This window comes from Rhizobium sp. MHM7A (assembly GCF_005862215.1).
Lineage (GTDB): Bacteria > Pseudomonadota > Alphaproteobacteria > Rhizobiales > Rhizobiaceae > Rhizobium > Rhizobium bangladeshense.
On the sequence record NZ_VCHT01000003.1, the window covers coordinates 261,014 to 274,532 of the forward strand.

Sequence of the window (13,519 nt, forward strand, 5' to 3'; positions counted from 1 at the left end):
TTCTGGGCGTTTATCATCTCCGAAGAAAAAGGCCCCGCGAATCGCGAGGCCTTCAAACCTATAGTATCGGTTGCGGCATGCCGACCGATCACCAGCCAAACAAACCTTCACGCACAACGATCACGATCGCCACGATCCTCGCCGCCGTCGTGGCGCTTGCCTCATGGTACCCGCTCCAAAAAACTCTCCTCCGGCGGGTGATCGACAGTTTCCGATCGACTTGACCATGTTCCTTACGGGCGTTTTGACGGCAGGATGGCTCTGTTTCTTCATCGCACGGAGGGATGCGCTTCACGCTTTCCGGCCGTCCGATCTTTCGATCGGCTGGAGTCGAAACGATTTTCCGGCCGTTTTGAAATATGCCGCCCATATCCTTGTCAGGGCGCCGTTCGCCATGTTTCTGTTGCCCATCCGCGGATGGAAGCAGGCGCGGGCGAAGGGCGAGGGAACGATCTTCAGCGTCATCAACTGCCTCTTGGTCGGCGTGCTTGGTTTCATGGTGACGCTCGCAACATTGCTGCTGGTCGCCATACCGATCCAGATCGCCTTTGAGGGCGGCTGATATCATGCCCCAGGTTCGCAAGCTCTAAGGAAAAATTGATGAGGAAATTCATATCGATGACACTGGGGACGATGATGGCGATTGGCGGAGCATCAGTCGCTGGTTACATGTTCCTGTATATGAGCCAACCGGTCAAATTGATCATATGGGCTATACCGGTAAGCGTGATGGCATTGGGGGTTGCCATCTTGTGGGAAGATATACGGGGATAGCCATCACCACCCGCCACCGCCATTTTGCTGCTGCGGCTGCTGAGAAAGCAATAAAGCTCGGACGAGTGCCTCCGCCTTCGGTTGGCGGACGGCTTCCTTCGGGGCCGCATCCAACGTGGCCTGATAAAGCGGCGAACGTTGTCGAACCATTCGATCAACCGCAGACAGCGCCCGCGATGTCAGTATGTTGGACAATTCCTCACTGCCTTGGCCCAATACCGTTGGCACCAATGCACCCAAAGACGCGCCGCTGGCGGCCGTGCCGGCGCCACTGGCGCTGCTCGCAGCCGCTCCCGCGGCGCCGCCAACCGCCGTGCTCAGCATGCGAGCCACGCCACTTCCGCCGTCTAGAAATTTCCCTATCCGACGCGTGACGTTTTGAGCCGTGCTTCCTCGGGCAATAGGTTCGAGCGCTGCTAATTCCTCGGGAGAAAAACCGAATATCTCCTTGTCCTGAAGAAGAGTGGAGGCGACACGTTGACGAATCGCATCTGCACTATTTGTAGCAGAAGTGCTTGGTGCAGCACCGAAATCTGGGATCTGCAGGCCGGTGGCAACCGGGATGGTCCAGACATTGATCGCCACCAGCGTGCCGCCATATTTCATGTTGCCGCCGACCGGCAGAACCGTCGCCGCGCCGCTGACGGCGTCGGTGGCGAGGTACCAGACATTGGTCGAATTCTTTTCGATGAACCACAGCCGCGAGCGATAGGCGGTGACGGCGCTGAGCAGCGAGGCGTCCGGAATCCCGGTGATCATCGTCGAGGCGACATAGGCCGTGGCGGCCGAGCCCTTTTCGAGCTGCGCGTTGGTGACCGTTCCCGTCACCGTGAGCGTGAGGGTGCCGGCCGCCAGCGTGAAGGTGAGCGACACGCGGTTGCCGACGCCCGTTCCGTTCAGCGTGCCGGCGAAAGCGCCGGAGAGCGTGACGGAACCGGTGCCGAAGAAGCTCAGGGTGTATGCGGTGTTGCGGACGGCGACATTCTGGGTGGCGAGCGTTGCCGTGCCCACCAGGAAATTGTTCGTCCAGGAGCTGCCGTTGAAGATCAGCGGCGTGTCTAGGCCGTTGACGAGACGCAGGAATTCCTGGCCGGCCGGGTTGGTATACTGCTGCACCGACCAATGGGCGCTTGCGAGACCCGAAACGACAGGCGCACCGGCCGCACCGCCTGATGTCACGTCGAAGATCTTGTCGCCGGCGGCGGCAAACAGCCTGTTGGTCGCGCCGGAATAGGGAATGACCGTCTGCACGTCGGCGCCGAGGCCTGTGGCAAAGGCGAGGAAACCGTAGCGGGCGCGCACGCGGTTGGCCTCGGGAAAGAAATTGTCGAGCTGGAAGGCCGCATCTTCAGGCATGTCAGCCATCTCGACATCGGTTCGCCAGCCGCCGATCGGCGCGATCCAGTCTTTGCCGGGCGAAACGCGGCGGGTGCGGCCGTTCGGAGGGACGGGTCTGCGGGTCATGGCGTCACCGTGATCGTGCCGGGCCAATAATACTCAGGCGCCTGCCCCCTCGCCGGCAGCGAAAGGTCGACAGGCCCAGCGGCGCGGTCGGCGCCGATGGCGGCTTCCTTGGATCGTTCGAAAGAGGCGAGCTCCTCGCCATAATCGAGGCCCTTTGCCCGCTTCCAGCGCCAGATCAGCGAGAGTTCGAGCAGCTCTTCGGGAAAACGTGCCGTATCCGTGTCGTTCGCCCAGTTGGCGGCGGTGGCCGCGCCGCCATTCACCGCCACCCAGAAGCCGGAGACATAGGCGTACTCGATCGTCTCACCGGCAACATTCGGATAGATGTCGAGCCTGCCCGCCGCCATGCGCCAAATCTGCGGCACCGGGTTGGCATTGAGGATCGTGTGGCGCTGCCAGGTCTGCGGTTCCACCGGGCCGTTCAGCGCCCACAGGCGCGAGACGTTCCAGATCCGCGCATTGGCGGCGAAGCGGTCCCAGTCGGCAGGCGGATCGGCCGGCTCGGGGGCAGCACCCGTCGCCTGGAATTGCCGCCGCACCATCAGCGCCGACCAGTCATGGGCCCGCACCAGGTCGCGGCCGGCGCGGTTGGAAAGGATGCGCAGCTGCATGATCTGCGGATCCGCCGAGGACATCACGGCCGCCGGCGGATCGAGGTCGATCTCCGCGCAGACGTTCTGAATGATGGTCAGGAGCGACATGCGGGGATCTCCGGTTCGGGGCAGTTGCGGTGGGTGAATTTGCGGAGTTCGGTAGCAAATGCCACCAAACCAATTTGCGGCATTGGCAGCTTTGCGCCAACAGCAGTCATTTAGGACGGGTTTCAGCGAGGCACCGCACCGAACACGACGTACGCCCTCTCGCGATAAATGAATTTGACGATGGCAGCGGTGTGCGCAGGGGAACATTCAGCCTGAGCAAATTTGTCAGGTAATGAAGTTCCAGTTGGAAGAGGACGCACTCCAAAGACGTCAAGTCGACTTGACCGCTTGATCCGGTCTAGCTGCAATGTGTGGTTCCGAACAATCGCGAAAATGAAGTGGCCCTCGTCGACGGCCAATGCTTGGGCGCGAAGCTGAGCATTAAGTCTTTCCGCTACATCGTCTCGGGTGGACAGTTGGTCTTGATAGGGCTGTAGAACACACACGGCTTCGACGTCCGGCCCCAGGAGGGGTCCGATCATGACCGGCTCGCCCATCGGCGCTTCTCGAAGAGCATCTTCGAGGGATGATGCTGAAGCATATTCCGCATACGGCATCGCGCAAAGCACAGCCAATAGAATACGCCTTACCGACATCTTTCGCAGTGCAGACATCGCGAGTTGTCTCCCTTGTGACCTTCTCGCCGATCTTGCATGGTGCACATGAATAAATCGTGGCAATGACCGTTTAGGGCCGATAGCGGAAGCAACCAGATTGTTCAACGAAGTCCCATGTGGGCAAGGGGTTATTAGTCCATCAGAGTTTTTGCCTCTTCGACGGATCCGATAGTTCCATCATAAGAAAACAGGCGAACGACACCCTTTGCCAAGGACTGAAAGACGGTTGCAGACGAGCCGACTTTCGAGTGCACCATTGCGGTGACAGTAAGCAGTCCACCGCATGGGAGTTCGCTATCGCACCGCCGAATGCCGTCTACGATTGCCGCGGTGTACTCTTGGGAGAACGCACACACTATGTCCCCCTCGAATTTGTTGAGCGATGCATCCCACGTCGCCGACGGGCCGCGGGCTGATGCCGGGATGCGAACTTGTACAACGTCTGAATCGTCAACGCAGAAATCCGCCCCTAGCAAACCATACTCATACATGCCGCCGCGTGGACGGAAGTATTCGATGGTCGCTGAAGAATGCCGTGGGTTTCCTTTTCCACCTGCGAAAGAAGTAACACCCCCAACCTGAACGTGAGGAAACGACGGAAGGTTTGGCCGTTCATCCACCCATAAGCGAATACGGAAAGTGGGCTGATCAAAGCTGTACTTAGCCACCGAACTTCCCATTCTTTCGTCAACCGACCGAAGAAATACACTCGCGCACATATGTCTGCAATGGGCGGTGGGCCCACGGGGTGAGGGTAGGCTCACGGGGTGAGCGCACCGCCAATAGCCGACCTTGACAGGCGGCCGCTTTGTGCCAGTAGCGGCCATGATTGAGAGTCAGTTGCCCAGCTTTTGAAGGATATCTTCAGCCAATTCGGAAACGCCTTCTCGGAATTGGTCTGTGCTACGTTTCGTCGCAAGCCGCTCCAAATCGCCACGGAGCACAGCGGCTATATCCGGCGGAAGTCGGTTAGCAACCAGCAAAAGCATAAAGTATTGGTGGATCGCGTCGCTTCCCTGCAGCACTTGGCGCAATGCAGGTAAAGCTCCGGCTCCTGTCGAAACTAGGAGATCAGCAACCGGCCTCGCTACCGGCCAGTTTCCATCGGCAACCCAACTGACGAGGTCGTCAAGGAACGGGGCAATTGCCGGAAACCGGCCGCCGCGAGCTGCGCCACCGCATCAAGATCAAATTTGTCTTCGGGTAATCGCATCTCATCCCCGTTAAAACTGACCAATTCTAACGTAACTTACCTGCAGTTGGAAGCGAAGGATCGTCGTCAGCAAAGGGCCGACTGCGGGCCATTGGTGGCGACTGCTACCGAAGTCTGTGAATTTGCTTGAAGGTAGTGCCGTGTGGTCCCCTCCTCCGACCCTTCGGGCCACCTATGCCTGGGCCGAGCCATGGGCTCGATCCCGGTAGGTGCCGGCAGGCGGATGAGGGGCTGCTTGCATCAGCGCTTCGTCAGGCCACCTGCCGTGCGCGGCCCCTGCCTTCGCCTTCCCTTTCGAGCGCCTCGAAGCGCAAGGCCATCTCCTTCATCTGCTCCTGCAGGCGGCTGACCTCGGCCTTCAGCCGTTCGTTTTCGGCGGCAAAGGCAGAGGCAGCGCTGGAGTTCTCGGCGGTCGCGAGATAGGCGCGGGCAGCGGCGGTCAGCTCATTGGCGCCCATGCCGACCTTCTGCTTGGCCGTGTCGGAAAGGGCCGCCAGCTGCTCGACCGTATAGATGTTGATCGCCTCCAGCTCCTTGATCTGGCTGGGCTTCAGATAGGGCCATTGCGCAAGCGGCGTGCCGGTCAGCTGCTCTCGGGCGGCAGCGCCGTCCTTGAAGCGCTTATAGGCATCGGCAAAACGCTGTTTGTCGTTCTCGGTCACCTCGCGGTAGACCTCGGTGTGCTTGTCGCCGGCAATGAAGATGCGGACGAACTGCTTGTCGGCGAAGATCGGCCGTCCCTCCTTCTCGGTCAGAAAGGTTTGCTCGACCGGCTCGAGGCTGAAGGAGGCATAAATTCCAGTGTTGCTGTCGGGCATGGTGCTTGCTCGCTGTTGATGGCGGGGAGATGTGGATGGGCGCGGAAGCGCGTGATGTGATGTCGTGCCCGTGGCCTGCCCCTCACCCTAACCCTCTCCCCGCTCGCGGGGAGAGGGGACGTGCCCTGCGAGAGGCTTGCGAGGGACGGAGAGGGTTGCGGCTAGCCCCCTTCGCCCCGTTTACGGGGAGAAGGCGCGGGCAGGCGGATGAGGGGCGCGCCACGGCAGGCTTTGACTTTAATTCACCTTCGACAGGAAGGGCCGCATCAGCGTCGCTTCGAGCACGCTCGTCGCGGTGATGGTAATGCCGGTGCCGTTGGCCGTCGCATTGGCCGAGAGCGTGATGCTCTGGACGACGCCGTTCGGGGAGTAGCTGACGGCCGCGATCGTCGTTCCGCCCGGAATGCCGGTGCCGGCGACGGCCGCGCCGATGAACGGACCGGAACCGGCATTGAGGCCGGAAAGGTTCGTCAGCAGGTTGGAGCCGTTGACCGTCGTAGCCGCAAACGTCTGGTTGGCGGCGGCGAAGTTGACGTTGGCGATGGCCTTGGTGCCGACGGTCGCCGAGGCAGGCGCGCTCGCCTGGCCCGCCGTGATGGTGGTTTCGGCTACGACGAGGGCCGCCGTTGCGCTCGCCACCTGGGCCGGCGCCTGGCCGTTGCGCTGCAGCCAGATGTAATAGATGCCGGGTTGGAGCGTGATGGCGCCGGCCGGCCCACCCGTCAGCGTCGGCGGCTGGGCCGCACCGGAGAAGACGCCGCAGCGCTGGCCGACGACGGCGGCGGCCGTGGTCAGCAGCGAAGCGACATAATCCCGGCTCCACTGGAACCATTGGCCGGGCTGCAGGGTCGTCTGCGCGGCGAGCACGAGCTGGCAGTAGACCCATTCGGATTCACGGTCGCCGCCGGCAACCGTGCCGAGGGCGAAGTTCGGACCGGGGATACCGGATCCGGCGACGATCGGGCCTTCGACGACGAACGGGTTCGCGCCAAGACGATCGGTCTGGGAAATTGCGATGGTCATGGAGTTGATCCTTTCGTTCGATCAGGCGAACAGCACGCCCTGCAGGAAGGCGTTGTTCATGGTGAGGTTGCCGGCGAAGCCCATCAGCTGCACGAAGGCGTCCTGGTTGGTGTTCATGCGCTCGTCGCCGATCAGCGCCATGTCGCGGTCGCGGTGCGGGCGGTAGAACAGGTATTTGGTGTTCAGGAAGAACATCTGGTTCGAAGGCGCGCCGCCGCCGAAGCCGCCGTCGAAGATCACGTCGGCGCCCATGTATTGCAGCGACTGGAAGCCGGCCATGCCCTTGTCCGCCGAGGTGATGCGCTGGATCGCCTGCAGCGATTCCCAATAGAGGCGGAAGAAGTTGTTGTCGGCGACGACGAGGTCGGGCGCATCGGAGCCACGCACGCAGGACATGTAGAGCCGGTTCATGTAGCTCTGGATGTTGGCGTTGGTGGCGGCCGCGCCGCCATCGGCCGAGGCCGAGAATTTCTGGTTGCGCCAGAAACCCCAGGTGGCGCGCGAGATGCCGCCGACCGTGCCAGAGGTCGGTGAGGTCGAGATCAAGAGCTGCAGGCCGCCGATCTGCCGCCCGCCATCGGCCGTGCCGTCGGAATAGCAGTCGAGCGCGATGTTGTTCTTCAGCGTCGTCTCGGCGTTCTCGATGCGCTGCTCGAGCAGATCGAGGATCGCATCCTCGCCGGAGTTCTGCAGCTGTTCGAGGCCGGACATGGAGACGGCGACCGCGGCCTGCTTCAGGTCGTATTCGGCGGCGGTAATGACGTCGGAGGGCTGGACGTTGAGGATGTCATAGCCAGAATAGCGCTTGAACGTGCTGTTTTCCTGGTACTGCAGTTCCTGGACGATGGTGCGGCCGCCGGAGACGGGCTTCTTGCGGCCGCGGCTGTTGAGACGGGTGAGAAGACCGTTGTTCTTCGTCACGTCGTCGGCGACCGTGCCGCTGCGGTTGCGCAGCGTGGTGGTGACGATTTCCGAGAGGTTGGGCGAAATGGGCATTGATCGTTCCTTTGATCAGACTTGGCCGCGCGAAAAGCGCATGGCGTCGCGCAGCGAGTCTCGGATTGACGTGGGCTGGCCCCTTGCCGCATCGCGGGTCGGACCCGGCGCGGAAGAGCCAGAGATGGATCGCGAGGCGCGGCGGGCTTGATCTGCCGCTGCGGCCCTCTGGGCTTGCTGCTGGTGGACGGGAGCCGGCGCAGTCTGGCTGATCAACTGCTGGCGAATGTCCGGGCGCATCCAGCATGCGGCGTCGTAGGCGTCCTGAAGCGTCGATGCCCGCCCTGCATTGATAAGGGCGACCATGTCGTCGAGAACGTCTTCGGCGTGCGCATTGGCCGGATCGGAAAGAAAGGCATCGACCTGAGTTTCGGTGTCCCTCTTCCTCAGAACATGTTCGACCGTGGCCTCGACGTTGATCGGCCCGGTTTGGCGTTGGGGCTGCTGCCCTGCCTGCTCATGGCGCTGCATGGCCTCCCCCGCCCGGCCATTGACCAGGGCGTGAAGATTGACGCCGGCCACCTTGGCGACATGAAGCACGGTGTTGACGGGATCGCGGATCAGCGCGTTTTCCCATTCGATCGCCCGTCGCATGACATCGGCATGGGTCATGCCGGCCTGGCGGACGATCGGGGTGAACTCCTCGAGCCCCTTGTAATCCTGCAGCACGCGGAAGCCGCGATCGACCTCCTGCTCGCGCTTGACGATCGCAGCCTGCACCTCGTTCGGCAGGCTTGAAAATCGCGCCTTGGCTTCCGCCGACCAGCCGGGCGGCACCCGGTTACCGGTGACGGCGGGCTGCTGGCGGCTGTCGATCTCGCCGGTCTGCTGCGCCGCCTGAGCCCCGGAGGGCGCCTGCCCTGTCCTGGCGGCAGCGGTCTGCTCCTGCCCCTTGGCCAGGAAGCGGCCGCTTTCGCCGTCGCGCGGCTGGCCCGGCAGATCGCCCGGCCCGCCTTCGACGGTGTCGATCGCCGCCTTCAGGCTGTCGCGGATGCTGACAGGCTGCTCGGCCGCGCCAAAATCTTCGCTGCCGTTGCCGGCCTCGTTGAGGTCTTCCATATCCATCTTGGGGATTTCCTATGTCGGGGATTGATGCCCGTTTCAGGCGTTGTATTCGGCGTAGACCCGCCGCAATTCATTGCGGATCGCCTTTCGATCCGCCTTCGGCTTCTCGATCGGCCGCGGCGTCTCATTGCCGATCTCGACCACGCCGGCCGCCCGGTAGGCGGAGCGCAGCTTGGCTTTCGAGGTGTAGTGCCGGCCGTCATGCATCGACTGGATCTCGATCGTGTCGCTGACGAAATGCGGCGCCGGCAGGTCGGATTGGGCGAGGTTTTTCACCGGCATGCAGTTGTGCGGCCATGCGTCGAGCGCGTGCCAGCCGCCGCAGACGCGGCAATAACGTTCTCTCATCTCTTCCCCTCGAAACTATTGATAGGCCGGCTGCGCCTGGAACTGCTGCAGCGCCTGAGCCGCCGCCTCGCCGCGCGCCTGCTCCAGCGTGGCGCGATGTTCGATCTCGGCTTGCGCGACGCCGAGTTCGGCCTTGCGCTGTTCGGCGCCGGCCTTCACTTCAGCCGTCTTCAGCTTGAGCATCTCGGCGGGCGAAGGCTGTGGCTCCGGTTTCGGCGCGCGGGCTGCCTCGGAGAGCTGCGCCCCCACCTGCTCCAGCATGCTTTCGAGCTGACGGCCCGCGCGGAAGCCGCGGGCGGCAAAGAGCAGCGTTTCGACCATGACCGGCACCAACAGCGGGTTCTGCTGCGCCATGGCGCCGGCCTGCTGCATGAAGCCGCCGACCATCTGGACGAATTCCATGCGGCGCTGCTTTTCGCCGTCCTCATCAGGTTCGATCGTCGAATCCGTCTCGATGTCGATCTGAAAGCCGCGAATGCTGTCGTTGCGGAGCAACTGCACCACCTCGTCGATCGTCGGCTGCCCCATCATCTGCTGCAGCTGCGGCGGCAATTCGGGCGGCGCCGGGGGCGCCTGGGCGGGCTGCCCCATCTGCTGCGCCCGCATCGCCGCCTGCTGGGCCGCCATCTGCATCTGCTGCATCTGCATCTCAACCTGCTGCTTCTCGGCCATCGTCGGAAGTCTGATGCCGCTCACCAGCATCAGCGTTTCCGGCTGGAATTGATCGCAGATAATTTCGCCGGCGAGGCGGATGATGTCGCGGGCGAAACGGGCAAGCTCCGCCTGGCGGTCGCGGATGCGGATCGAGCCCCACTGGCTCTTGATGCGCTGCGCGGTCGCCGTCTCCGAGGCTTGGGTATCGCCGCGCACGATGTCCGATATTCCGGTGATCTGGTAGACGTCCTCGATCAGTTGCTTGCGCGCCGCCATGCAGGCGACGATCACCTTCTGCACCTCGTCGATCGGCAGCGTCACAACAGCCTTCGAGCCGCCCTTGTCGGTGAAAGCCGCCCATTCCGGGATCGGCACCATCACCATGTCGTTTTCAGGCCGCATCGCCTTCTCGATCGCCGGCGAGATCGCGCCGTCGCCGGAGGGGTAGAAGACCTTCAGCCGCAGCTGGTCGGTCAGCTTGTTGATGCGCCTGGTCAGAAGGTCGATCTCGTCGCATTGCTGCTGGTAATAGACATAGTCGGGAACCGGGACCAGCGAGCTCGTCGACATGGTGCCGTAGGCCGGGCGCGGGCAAGGCCAGAAATGGGTGAGATCGAGCGGCGGCTCGGAGACCTCAAGCGCCAGGGGCGAACCGTCGGCGATCCAGACGGTATAGTTCTCGCTCTTGCACCAGATCTCCCAGACATGGGTCTTGCCTTCGTTCTCGGCGCGCTCGGCCTGGCTTTCGCCCTTGCGGCTGCCGGCGGCCTGCGCCGCCCCCGACACCATGGCCTCACGGCCAAAACGCTTTTCCATTTCCTCGTCGGTCATCGGCACGCGCCGCGCCACCCAGGTCACATCCTTCCAGCGGCGTGCCGGCGAATGCAGGAAATCCGACCAGTGGACATAATCGATGCAGACGCGCTCGTCGGCGATCGTTTCGAGGGTGGCGCCGGCCATCTCTCCGGATAAGCCAGCGGCCGGCGGGTCCGACGGCTCGACATCCATGTCGAGCGGTTCGAAATCGGCCTCGTAGCGCAGCCACACCGTGCCGCGGGCGCAGAGCAGGAAATCGTCGCGCACCGCCCGCATGATCGAATCGAGATCGGCCTCGTCGCCGGCATAGGCGAGATTGCGTTCGACGAGTTCGGAGGCAATGCGCGCCACCGGCTCGGCATCCTTGAAGCGGCGCTCGACGACCGGCTGCGGCACGCGGGCATAGACGGCCGGCTGCAGCACCGCGGTATTGGCCCAGAGCATGGGAAAGTGGCGCTTGGCCGCGCTCGTCTGGTCCGACTGCTGGTCGAGATAGATCTTCTCGATCTTGACGCAGCGGTCGTGCCAGGACTTGAAGTAGCGCTGGGCGCGTTCGAGCTCCTGCTGCCAATGGGCGCCGACCTTTGCCGGATCCCAACGCTGCCCGCCTTCCAAAGCCGTTGTCTCGTCTTCCATCAAACACGCTCGCTACGTCTAGGGGTGGAGTCGGCAAATTCGTTGAATGTCATCGTCTGGAATGTCGGCGGCGGCTTACGCTCGGGCTTCAGCGGTTCCGGCGCCAGCCCGGTGAAGATGAGGGCGAGACCGCCGAAGGCATCGGCGCCGTGCGAAGCCCAGTTGTGCAGCGGCTCGTCGCGGAAGACGCCGAGATCCTCGTCCCAGTCCTTGCGATAGTTGCGCAGGCATTTGATGCCGTCGGCGCAGCCGGCCTGGTCGAACTCGACCTTTGCCAGGATGCGCCGCGTGCCGTTGATGCGGTCGTGGACATAGGCGCGCTCGACCTTGCCGACCGTGCCGAGACCACGTGCCTTGACCTCTTTCAGCATGATTTCGATGCGGGTCATGCCGCCGCGCGTCCATTCCCTGACCTTGATGTCGTGCGGCATGTTATGGACGCCGTAGACATAGCCATGTTCGCCGCCGCGCCGCTCCAGCTCGTCGAGCATGCCGTCCATGCCGGTGCCGCTATGCTCGAAATAGCCGATCATCCTCACGCGGCCGGGCAGCACCTGGAACAGCCAGACGCTGTTGGTATCATCCATGCCGATGTCGGAGATGGTGTGGACCGGGTAGCCTTCGACATGCGGGAAGACACCGATACGCTCCTCGGCGTCGGCCACCGCCATCTGGTCGGCATAATAGGCGCCTTCGACGCTTGCCTCGAAAGCTTCATCAGGCGTCGAGGGATATTCGCGCTTCATGTCTCCGAGCTGGGTTTCGGCCTTCTTGACATACCAGGCCTTCTGGCCGGCCGTCAGCTCAATCCCCTGTTCTGCGAGCTGGCCAAAATATTTCACGAAAGCGTCGCTGATGATGACGCCCTCGGGCGCGATCGAATATTGCGGCTCCTTCCACCAGGGAAAGAAGTGGAATTTGAAGTCGAGCTCGGTCAGGACAAGCGCCTGGCGCTGCTTGATCTGGGCATCCTCGCAGAGCGAATAGAAATGCCCCTCCTGGCCTTCCGCCGTGCTTTCGACGAAGACCAGCTGGCCGGCCTGCACCGTATTCAACGCGCCGGTCCGGACTTCCCGCGCCTTGTCGGGATATTTGGCGCAGAGCTTTCCATATTCGGAGATGTGCAGATATTGCAGCGTGCCCGAGCGCAGCGACGTACCGACGCGGATGCTCGAATTATTGGCAAGCAGCAATTCGCTCTGGTTGGTCCTGACAACAGGCACGGCGTTGCGGATGCCTTCCGGCAAGTTGTCATAGGGATATTTGATCTTGTCCCGGAAGATCGTCTGCACGTCGCCGAGCGTATGGGCGATGGTGCCGGCTCTTATATCCCGGTTGAAGACGCAGGCATCGAGCATGAAGATCTGGATGAAGGTGGTCAGCCCCAGCTGGCGGGCCTTCAGCAGCACGTTGAGATAATGCATGTCCTCGAAGAAGGTCATCTGCGTCCAGTTCATTTCGAACCTGACGCGTTTGCCCGCCTTGTCGGTGATCCAGTAGAGATTGTTCAGCCGCCAGCGCCAGTCGGAAAACCGGTCAATCGCCGTTTGGAAGTCCGCGGGTTTTGCCATTGACCGCCTCCAGCAATTGTGAGACTTCGCCGGTCGCGCCCTGTTCGGCCTCGACCTTGGCGCCGTATTTCTTCGGCCGCAGCTTCTCGGCGACCCATTGGCGGGTGGCGATGCGCAGCTGCGAGCGCCGGATCGCCTCGCCGTTCTCCTGCCAGCCGGTGGTCTCGCCGCTGGCATTCTTCTTTTCGATCCAGTCGTCGCTGCTGTTGTCGGCGATCTCGACCATTTCGTCGACGAAGCTGTCGGCCATGATCTCGCGTGCCAGCGCATATCGCGCCCGAAACGCCGCCTTGTCCTCGTCCGCCAACCAGGAAAGCACCGTCGATTTCGCCGGCATATCCTCGTCCCGGCAGATCGAGCGCAGGCTTTCCCTGTCGGCGATGCGCGCGCAGATCTTCTCGGCCAGCGCCTGGCTGAACTTGGTCGGCCTGCCCATCGGTCCGCGTCTGAGGCTCAGAATAAGGCAATGATGTTGGCGGCCGTGGTCCCGGTCAGCGCCACGATCGCGGCATGAACCGGCAGGATCGTCCCGGCCGGCACGCTCTTGAAAATCACCGGATCCACATCCCGCCGCGAAGCAATCGCCACATCGCCGGCCGTGCCGATATAGAGCGCACGCGCCCCGACAATGGCGGTATCGTTCGGCGTCACCACAGCGGCCCGCGAGGCCGGAGCAATCGAGGGGTCCATTGCAATTCTCCTTGGATGGGGTGGGTGTCGGATGCGGCCGCATCAGGCTGACCGTTTGCGTCTGGCGGAAACGGCCCTCCCGCCTCCGTCATCCCAGTCCTTGAGCCTGGGATCCATGCCCTCTGCTGATGGA

The 13,519-nt window shown here is 62.7% G+C and carries 13 protein-coding genes and 1 pseudogene; 1 reads left to right on the plus strand and 13 read right to left on the minus strand.

The genetic code is table 11. The features are described from left to right. Positions 1-226: 226 nt before the first annotated feature. Entirely contained in the window at positions 227-562 is a 336-nt protein-coding gene (locus tag FFR93_RS14095) for a hypothetical protein (RefSeq protein WP_138393672.1), read from the plus strand. 752 nt (positions 563-1,314) lie between these two features. Here the strand turns inward: FFR93_RS14095 and FFR93_RS14100 are convergent. The 13 genes and pseudogenes from FFR93_RS14100 to FFR93_RS14165 all read right to left on the minus strand — a co-directional run. Then, a pseudogene (locus FFR93_RS14100) lies at positions 1,315-2,238 on the minus strand (hypothetical protein); the annotation flags it as partial. Continuing rightward, on the minus strand, positions 2,235-2,939 hold the full coding sequence (locus FFR93_RS14105; protein ID WP_138393673.1) for a hypothetical protein: 705 nt from the start codon (positions 2,937-2,939) through the stop codon (positions 2,235-2,237). The pseudogene FFR93_RS14100 and the gene FFR93_RS14105, both read right to left, overlap by 4 nt. A gap of 122 nt (positions 2,940-3,061) precedes the next feature. Then, positions 3,062-3,553, minus strand: coding sequence for a hypothetical protein (locus FFR93_RS14110; protein WP_138393674.1), 492 nt, complete (start codon positions 3,551-3,553; stop codon positions 3,062-3,064). A 134-nt stretch (positions 3,554-3,687) separates the two neighbouring features. Next, on the minus strand, positions 3,688-4,224 hold the full coding sequence (locus FFR93_RS14115; protein ID WP_138393675.1) for a hypothetical protein: 537 nt from the start codon (positions 4,222-4,224) through the stop codon (positions 3,688-3,690). A 796-nt stretch (positions 4,225-5,020) separates the two neighbouring features. Further along, positions 5,021-5,587 (minus strand): hypothetical protein, encoded by a 567-nt coding sequence (locus FFR93_RS14125; RefSeq protein WP_138393676.1) that lies wholly within the window; start codon positions 5,585-5,587, stop codon positions 5,021-5,023. A 237-nt stretch (positions 5,588-5,824) separates the two neighbouring features. Next, the gene (locus FFR93_RS14130; RefSeq protein WP_138393677.1) at positions 5,825-6,610 is read right to left on the minus strand and encodes a hypothetical protein; all 786 of its coding nucleotides are present in this window, start codon (positions 6,608-6,610) and stop codon (positions 5,825-5,827) included. Between the two features lie 21 nt (positions 6,611-6,631). Beyond that, positions 6,632-7,606, minus strand: coding sequence for a phage major capsid protein (locus tag FFR93_RS14135; protein ID WP_138393678.1), 975 nt, complete (start codon positions 7,604-7,606; stop codon positions 6,632-6,634). A 15-nt stretch (positions 7,607-7,621) separates the two neighbouring features. Further along, positions 7,622-8,671, minus strand: a complete 1,050-nt coding sequence (locus FFR93_RS14140) for a hypothetical protein (RefSeq protein WP_138393679.1) — start codon at positions 8,669-8,671, stop codon at positions 7,622-7,624. Positions 8,672-8,707: 36 nt separating this feature from the next. After that, positions 8,708-9,019 (minus strand): hypothetical protein, encoded by a 312-nt coding sequence (locus FFR93_RS14145; protein ID WP_138393680.1) that lies wholly within the window; start codon positions 9,017-9,019, stop codon positions 8,708-8,710. A gap of 15 nt (positions 9,020-9,034) precedes the next feature. Further along, positions 9,035-11,125, minus strand: a complete 2,091-nt coding sequence (locus FFR93_RS14150; protein WP_138393681.1) for a hypothetical protein — start codon at positions 11,123-11,125, stop codon at positions 9,035-9,037. Then, a complete protein-coding gene (locus FFR93_RS14155) occupies positions 11,125-12,696 on the minus strand; it encodes a terminase (RefSeq protein WP_138393682.1) in 1,572 nt (523 codons plus the stop codon). The genes FFR93_RS14150 and FFR93_RS14155 overlap by 1 nt, the downstream gene beginning before the upstream one ends. Next, entirely contained in the window at positions 12,662-13,132 is a 471-nt protein-coding gene (locus FFR93_RS14160) for a terminase small subunit protein (RefSeq protein WP_138393683.1), read from the minus strand. The genes FFR93_RS14155 and FFR93_RS14160 overlap by 35 nt, the downstream gene beginning before the upstream one ends. A 17-nt stretch (positions 13,133-13,149) precedes the next feature. Beyond that, positions 13,150-13,386 carry a hypothetical protein gene (locus FFR93_RS14165; RefSeq protein WP_138393684.1) on the minus strand — a complete coding sequence of 79 codons (237 nt, stop codon included), beginning with the start codon at positions 13,384-13,386 and terminating at the stop codon, positions 13,150-13,152. Positions 13,387-13,519: the final 133 nt, after the last annotated feature.

Coding starts and splice junctions, on each gene's coding strand:
- FFR93_RS14095 (WP_138393672.1), top strand. CDS start 227: ATGTTCCTTACGGGCGTTTTGACGGCAGGATGGCTCTGTTTCTTCATC.
- FFR93_RS14105 (WP_138393673.1), bottom strand. CDS start 2,939: ATGTCGCTCCTGACCATCATTCAGAACGTCTGCGCGGAGATCGACCTC.
- FFR93_RS14110 (WP_138393674.1), bottom strand. CDS start 3,553: ATGTCTGCACTGCGAAAGATGTCGGTAAGGCGTATTCTATTGGCTGTG.
- FFR93_RS14125 (WP_138393676.1), bottom strand. CDS start 5,587: ATGCCCGACAGCAACACTGGAATTTATGCCTCCTTCAGCCTCGAGCCG.
- FFR93_RS14130 (WP_138393677.1), bottom strand. CDS start 6,610: ATGACCATCGCAATTTCCCAGACCGATCGTCTTGGCGCGAACCCGTTC.
- FFR93_RS14135 (WP_138393678.1), bottom strand. CDS start 7,606: ATGCCCATTTCGCCCAACCTCTCGGAAATCGTCACCACCACGCTGCGC.
- FFR93_RS14140 (WP_138393679.1), bottom strand. CDS start 8,671: ATGGATATGGAAGACCTCAACGAGGCCGGCAACGGCAGCGAAGATTTT.
- FFR93_RS14145 (WP_138393680.1), bottom strand. CDS start 9,019: ATGAGAGAACGTTATTGCCGCGTCTGCGGCGGCTGGCACGCGCTCGAC.
- FFR93_RS14150 (WP_138393681.1), bottom strand. CDS start 11,125: ATGGAAGACGAGACAACGGCTTTGGAAGGCGGGCAGCGTTGGGATCCG.
- FFR93_RS14155 (WP_138393682.1), bottom strand. CDS start 12,696: ATGGCAAAACCCGCGGACTTCCAAACGGCGATTGACCGGTTTTCCGAC.
- FFR93_RS14160 (WP_138393683.1), bottom strand. CDS start 13,132: ATGGGCAGGCCGACCAAGTTCAGCCAGGCGCTGGCCGAGAAGATCTGC.
- FFR93_RS14165 (WP_138393684.1), bottom strand. CDS start 13,386: ATGGACCCCTCGATTGCTCCGGCCTCGCGGGCCGCTGTGGTGACGCCG.